The sequence below is a fragment of the Pseudomonadota bacterium genome, assembly GCA_018817425.1.
GTDB lineage: Bacteria > Desulfobacterota > Desulfobacteria > Desulfobacterales > RPRI01 > RPRI01.
On sequence record JAHITX010000065.1, the window covers coordinates 1 to 5,150 of the forward strand.

At 38.8% G+C, this 5,150-nt stretch carries 4 protein-coding genes; all 4 read right to left on the reverse strand.

The features are described from left to right. Nucleotides 1-330: 330 nt before the first annotated feature. The 4 genes from aspS to cas2 all read right to left on the reverse strand — a co-directional run bounded on the left by aspS (nucleotide 331) and on the right by cas2 (nucleotide 4,816). Nucleotides 331-2,118 carry an aspartate--tRNA ligase gene (gene aspS / locus KKC46_11355; protein MBU1054410.1) on the reverse strand — a complete coding sequence of 596 codons (1,788 nt, stop codon included), beginning with the start codon at nucleotides 2,116-2,118 and terminating at the stop codon, nucleotides 331-333. A gap of 29 nt (nucleotides 2,119-2,147) precedes the next feature. Continuing rightward, nucleotides 2,148-3,419, reverse strand: a complete 1,272-nt coding sequence (hisS, locus tag KKC46_11360; protein ID MBU1054411.1) for a histidine--tRNA ligase — start codon at nucleotides 3,417-3,419, stop codon at nucleotides 2,148-2,150. A gap of 212 nt (nucleotides 3,420-3,631) precedes the next feature. Then, on the reverse strand, nucleotides 3,632-3,985 hold the full coding sequence (locus KKC46_11365; protein ID MBU1054412.1) for a four helix bundle protein: 354 nt from the start codon (nucleotides 3,983-3,985) through the stop codon (nucleotides 3,632-3,634). A 555-nt stretch (nucleotides 3,986-4,540) separates the two neighbouring features. Next, complete coding sequence (gene cas2, locus KKC46_11370; protein MBU1054413.1) at nucleotides 4,541-4,816, reverse strand: CRISPR-associated endonuclease Cas2; 276 nt, start codon at nucleotides 4,814-4,816, stop codon at nucleotides 4,541-4,543. Nucleotides 4,817-5,150 lie beyond the last annotated feature (334 nt).

Here is a 5,150-nt window from a genome sequence, read left to right on the forward strand (position 1 = left end):
GAGCCACTTTCAAAACGTTTCAGTTTGGTCAAGCTCAAGGCGGGAGAAAATTTCAACCACAGGAATACATTAAGTATTTCGAGGATTGAAATTTGAGCCCAACGCTTAAGATCGGCCAAAATGGGGCGTTTTGAAACTGGCTCCTATGATTAAAACATTTTTATCAGCAAGATCCCGGCAACGGACATCTGCCGGGAAAAAAAGGAAAGATAAAAAGCACAGACATACCTTAACTGCGAGCTTTATATTTCTGGAAAATAAAAAAAAGCTTACCATACGCTTTCTCTCCAAAAAAAGTATTTCAGATTCAGCAATTTTTAAGGGTTTTGTTTATAATTTAACAGTCTTTATTCTTAAACAAAGTTCATCAAGCTGAGCTTTACTGGTTTCAGATGGTGCATTAGTTAGAAGGCATGACGCTTTCTGCGTTTTCGGGAAAGCAATTACATCCCGTATGGATGACCCGCCGCAAAGTATCATGATAAGTCTGTCGAAACCAAAAGCGATTCCGCCATGAGGAGGTGCTCCGGTTTCAAGGGCTGAAAGCAGAAACCCGAATTTTTCATTATATGATTCTGCGCTCATACCAAGAGTTTCGAAAACAGCTTCCTGTAGATTTTTCTGGTGAATACGTATGCTCCCACCCCCGATTTCAGAACCGTTTAATACAAGGTCATAGGCTCTTGAACGAACTGCAAGGGGATTTTCCTTTAAAAGTTCGTAGTCTTCCTCAAGCGGGGAAGTAAAAGGGTGGTGCATTGCCTGATATCTTTTTTCGGTTTCATCATATTCTATCATTGGAAACTGGGTAACCCATAAGAAATTGAATATGCTGTCATCGATAAGATTAAGCTTTTGGGCGATGTGGTTTCTTAAATGCCCAAGGGCATCATTTACTATTTTAGGCTGATCCGCTACAAAAAAAACAAGATCACCTGGTTCCATATCAATACGTTGTATAAGATCCTGTTTTTCTTCATCCGTAAAAAATTTTGCGATAGGAGATTGCCATCCGTCTTCTTTCACCTTTATCCAGGCAAGACCTTTTGCTTTGTAGACAGCAGCAAATGCAGTAAAATCATCTATATCTTTTCTGGAAAAATTAACGCAGCCTTTTGCATTTAATGCCTTGACTATCCCGCCTTTTTCAACAACAGATGCAAAAACCTTAAAGCCTGAAGTTTTTACTATATCCGAAATATCTTTAAGCTCAAGTTCGAAACGAAGATCCGGTTTATCAAGCCCGAAACGATCAATAGCTTCCTTATATGGGATTTTTAAAAAAGGAGTTTCTATATTTTTATCAAGTACGTCCTTAAAAATATTTTTTATCAAACCTTCGGCAAGCGCCATAATATCTTCTTCACCAATAAAACTCATCTCAATATCTATCTGAGTAAATTCAGGCTGGCGGTCGGCTCTTAAATCTTCGTCTCTGAAGCAGCGTACAATCTGGTAGTATTTGTCAAAACCTGAGATCATGAGAAGCTGTTTGAAAATCTGCGGAGATTGCGGAAGCGCATAAAACATGCCGGGACTTACACGGCTTGGAACAAGATAATCACGAGCGCCTTCAGGTGTGCTTTTAGTTAAAACCGGAGTTTCAATATCTATAAAGCCAAGTTCGTCTAAGTATTTTCTTACAGATGCCGAAGCTTTATGACGAAGGATCAAGTTTTTTTGAATATGAGGACGTCTTAAATCGATATATCTGTTTTTCAGGCGCACATTTTCAGAAACATCTATAGAGTCTTCAATAAGAAAAGGAGGGGTGCAAGCTTCATTTAAGATTTTAAGCTCGGATACAAAAACCTCAATCTCACCTGTTTTTAAATTCGGATTTGTCATACCTTCGGGGCGTTTTTCAACCTTGCCACGGATTCCTATTACATATTCGCTCCTTATTTCATGAGCTTTCGCATGCGTGTTGCTTTCATGATCCGGATTGAAAACCACCTGGGTTAAGCCTTCTCTGTCGCGTAAATCAATAAATATTACACCGCCGTGATCTCTTCTGCGCTGTACCCATCCCATAAGAACTACTTCTTTACCGATATCTGCCGTGTTAAGTTCACAGCAATTATGGGTTCTTCTCATTTTCCCAAGTATATCCGCCAACTTTTAGAATCCTTTCAAAATAATAAAAATTATAAACTTTTTTTGTTTTCCGCAAAGATTGATTTTAGATTTTCTGCTATCCCATCTATGGGTAAAGAAACCTGCTCTTTTGTTGTCATATTTCTTAAAACAACTAAGCCTTCAACAATCTCGTTTTCTCCTATGATAAGAACATGCCCGCTACCAAGCCTGTCGGCTTTTTTCATTTGCCCTTTTAAGCCTTTATCCGAAAAATCGGTTTCCGTTTTTATTCCGGCAAGACCAAGAGCGCACGAGCATTGCAGGGCCATTGTTTTAGCTTTTTCTCCGAGAGCGGCAATAAAAAGATCGGGTTTGCAGCAAACATCGGTATTGTTTGCAGCAAGAATTTCTGCAAGCCTGTCAAATCCTATCGCAAAGCCAATTGCAGGCTGGGATGGTCCTCCCAGAGACTCTATAAGCTTGTCATAGCGTCCGCCTCCGGCAACAGCACTTTGTGCTCCAAGAGAGCCCGTTTGGACTTCGAAAGATGTTCTTGTGTAATAGTCAAGACCTCTTACAAGCCGATTGTCTATTTCAAAGGAAATATTCAAATCATTCAAAGAATCTTTTACAGTTTCAAAATGCCTGCTGCATTCCTCACACAGGTGCTCTACGATGGATGGAGCATCTTTCATAGTTTCACGGCAGGAAAGCACTTTGCAATCAAGAACTCTTAAAGGATTATTTATTTTCCTTCTCTCGCAGTCCGAACAAAGAGTTGATGAAGTATTTGACAAGTACTTTTGCAGAGCTTTTTTAAAGTTGGGACGGCATTGTTGGCATCCCAGCGAATTTAAATGAATACTAATATCTGCAACAGACAATCTTTTAAAAAGCTCAACAAGCATAAATATAAGCTGAGCATCTGCAAGGGGTGAATCAACTCCCAAGATTTCAGCATTAATCTGATAAAATTGCCTGTAACGTCCCTTTTGCGGTCGTTCTCTTCGAAACATCGGCCCTATGGTATAAAATTTTTGTACAGGATCAACAGCATAGAGTCTGTGCTGAATATAGGCTCTTACAACTGATGCGGTGGCTTCAGGACGCAAAGTGATAAATTCATCTTTTTTGTTAAGGAAAGTATACATTTCCTTTTCGACAATATCCGTATCCTGTCCTATGCTTCTTGCAAAAAGTTCGGTATGTTCGATAATAGGAAGACGAATCTCACAAAAACCGAAACTTTCAAAAAGGGATATCGCGGTCTTTTCTATTTTCTGCCAAAGACCTGTCTCTTCCGGAAGAATATCTTTAAACCCTCTTATTAATTGAATCATTTCCTTTTAACTTATACTCCGTTTCTATCAGCTGCATTTGAAAAATATACGATAAGCTTATAATAACTTGAAATGTTGGTAAAGCAAGTCTTTCTATCCCAGCTTCAGGTATTTAGTCAATAGCTATGTGCTTATCGGGCAGGGATAAAGAAGTGTTAGAAAAAAGTGTAAAGTGTAAGGTGTTAGGTGTTAAGTAACTGCATAAAAAGCATTTATTCGTTCTTTTGCTGTTTGATCAGAGCTTGAATCATGGATGACAATGTTTTCAATTCAACAACCATTTCTTCTTGGTCAGATTGTTTAATTGCGCCGATTTTAAAACCAATGTAAATCTGAGTCCTCAATTCAGCCGCCGACCCCTTTGCTATATGCAAAAAACGGATAAATTCAGGTTTTGTACCTCTTTCAGCACCTTCGGCAATATTTGAAGCAATAGAAACAGCAGCTCTTGTCATTTGATCCCGAAGCCCAAAATCCTTAACGTCTTTCATTATCTCATATGTCCGAACAGCAATCCGGCAAGCTTTTTTCCATACTTCCAGATTTTCAAATGAATGGTATGCCATAATAAAACCTCAGTAAAAAAAGTGTTAAGTGTAAGGTGTTAGGTGTTAAGTAAGTGCAAAAAAAGCATTTATTCGTTCTTTTGCTGTTTGATCAGAGCTTGAATCATGGCAGATAATGTTTTCAAATAAACATCAACCGGTTCTTACTATACAGATTTTTTAATTACTCCGATTCTAAATTCTATTAACAATAGTGTTATTAGTATCCCCGTTGATAAACAACAAATTTTTTAACTTAACACTTAACACCTTACACCTATCACTCCGCCTTTGGCGGTAATCCCTTCTTATGTCAGGTCAGCCAGCCTTCGGCAGGAGTGTTAAGTTTTATGTGTTAAGTGTTAAGTATTTTTAAACCTGGAGTAATTTAATAGTTGTCACAAAAGTTTCCTAACACCTTACACTTTACACCTAACACTCCGCCTTTGGCGATAATCCCTTCTTATGTCAGGTCAATTTCTTCTTCCCGGAACGGGGAAAGCATGTGCCATATCTTCTTCGTCGCAATCCCTTCTTATGTCAGGTCAATATCTTCCAAGACCTAACACTTACGTTTCATAAAATATAAACATCCTCATCATGAGAGACTTCACCCGTCCCGATAATCTTAATCACCTTCTCGCAATTTGCGCATAAGCCATAAATTCGCACACTGTCTTCGGTTTCATCAATGATAGCATCAATCCGGTTAATCATCTTATCTAATAACTCCTGGTTAAGCAAACATTCAAACACGCTGTATTGAACCCGCCCCCCATAATCCTTAAGCGCTTTGGCCAGACGGGTGCGTCGCCGGTCGTCGGTAATATCATAGGAAACAAGATAAAACATGGCTAACTCTCCATGGAAAAAGGTATGTAAGCCTTCGGCAGGAGTGTTAAGTTTTATGTGTTAAGTGTTAAGTATTTTTAAACCTGGAGTAATTTAATAGTTGTCACAAAAGTTTCCTAACACCTTACACTTTACACCTAACACTCCGCCTTCGGCGGTAATCCCTTCTTATGTCAGGTCAATTTCTTCGCAGAAGAAGGCGAACGATATTATAAAAATCCTGCCGTCGCAATCCCTTCTTATGTCAGGTCAATTTCTTCCCAACAGCGTAAATCAATTTGGTATTTAAATACAGTCGCAATCCCTTCTTATGTCATGTCAATTTCTTCGTGGA

Bases quoted from the DNA above. Each gene is read 5' to 3' on its own strand.
- KKC46_11365 (MBU1054412.1), bottom strand. From the start codon at position 3,985: ATGGCATACCATTCATTTGAAAATCTGGAAGTATGGAAAAAAGCTTGC.
- cas2 (MBU1054413.1), bottom strand. From the start codon at position 4,816: ATGTTTTATCTTGTTTCCTATGATATTACCGACGACCGGCGACGCACC.
- hisS (MBU1054411.1), bottom strand. From the start codon at position 3,419: ATGATTCAATTAATAAGAGGGTTTAAAGATATTCTTCCGGAAGAGACA.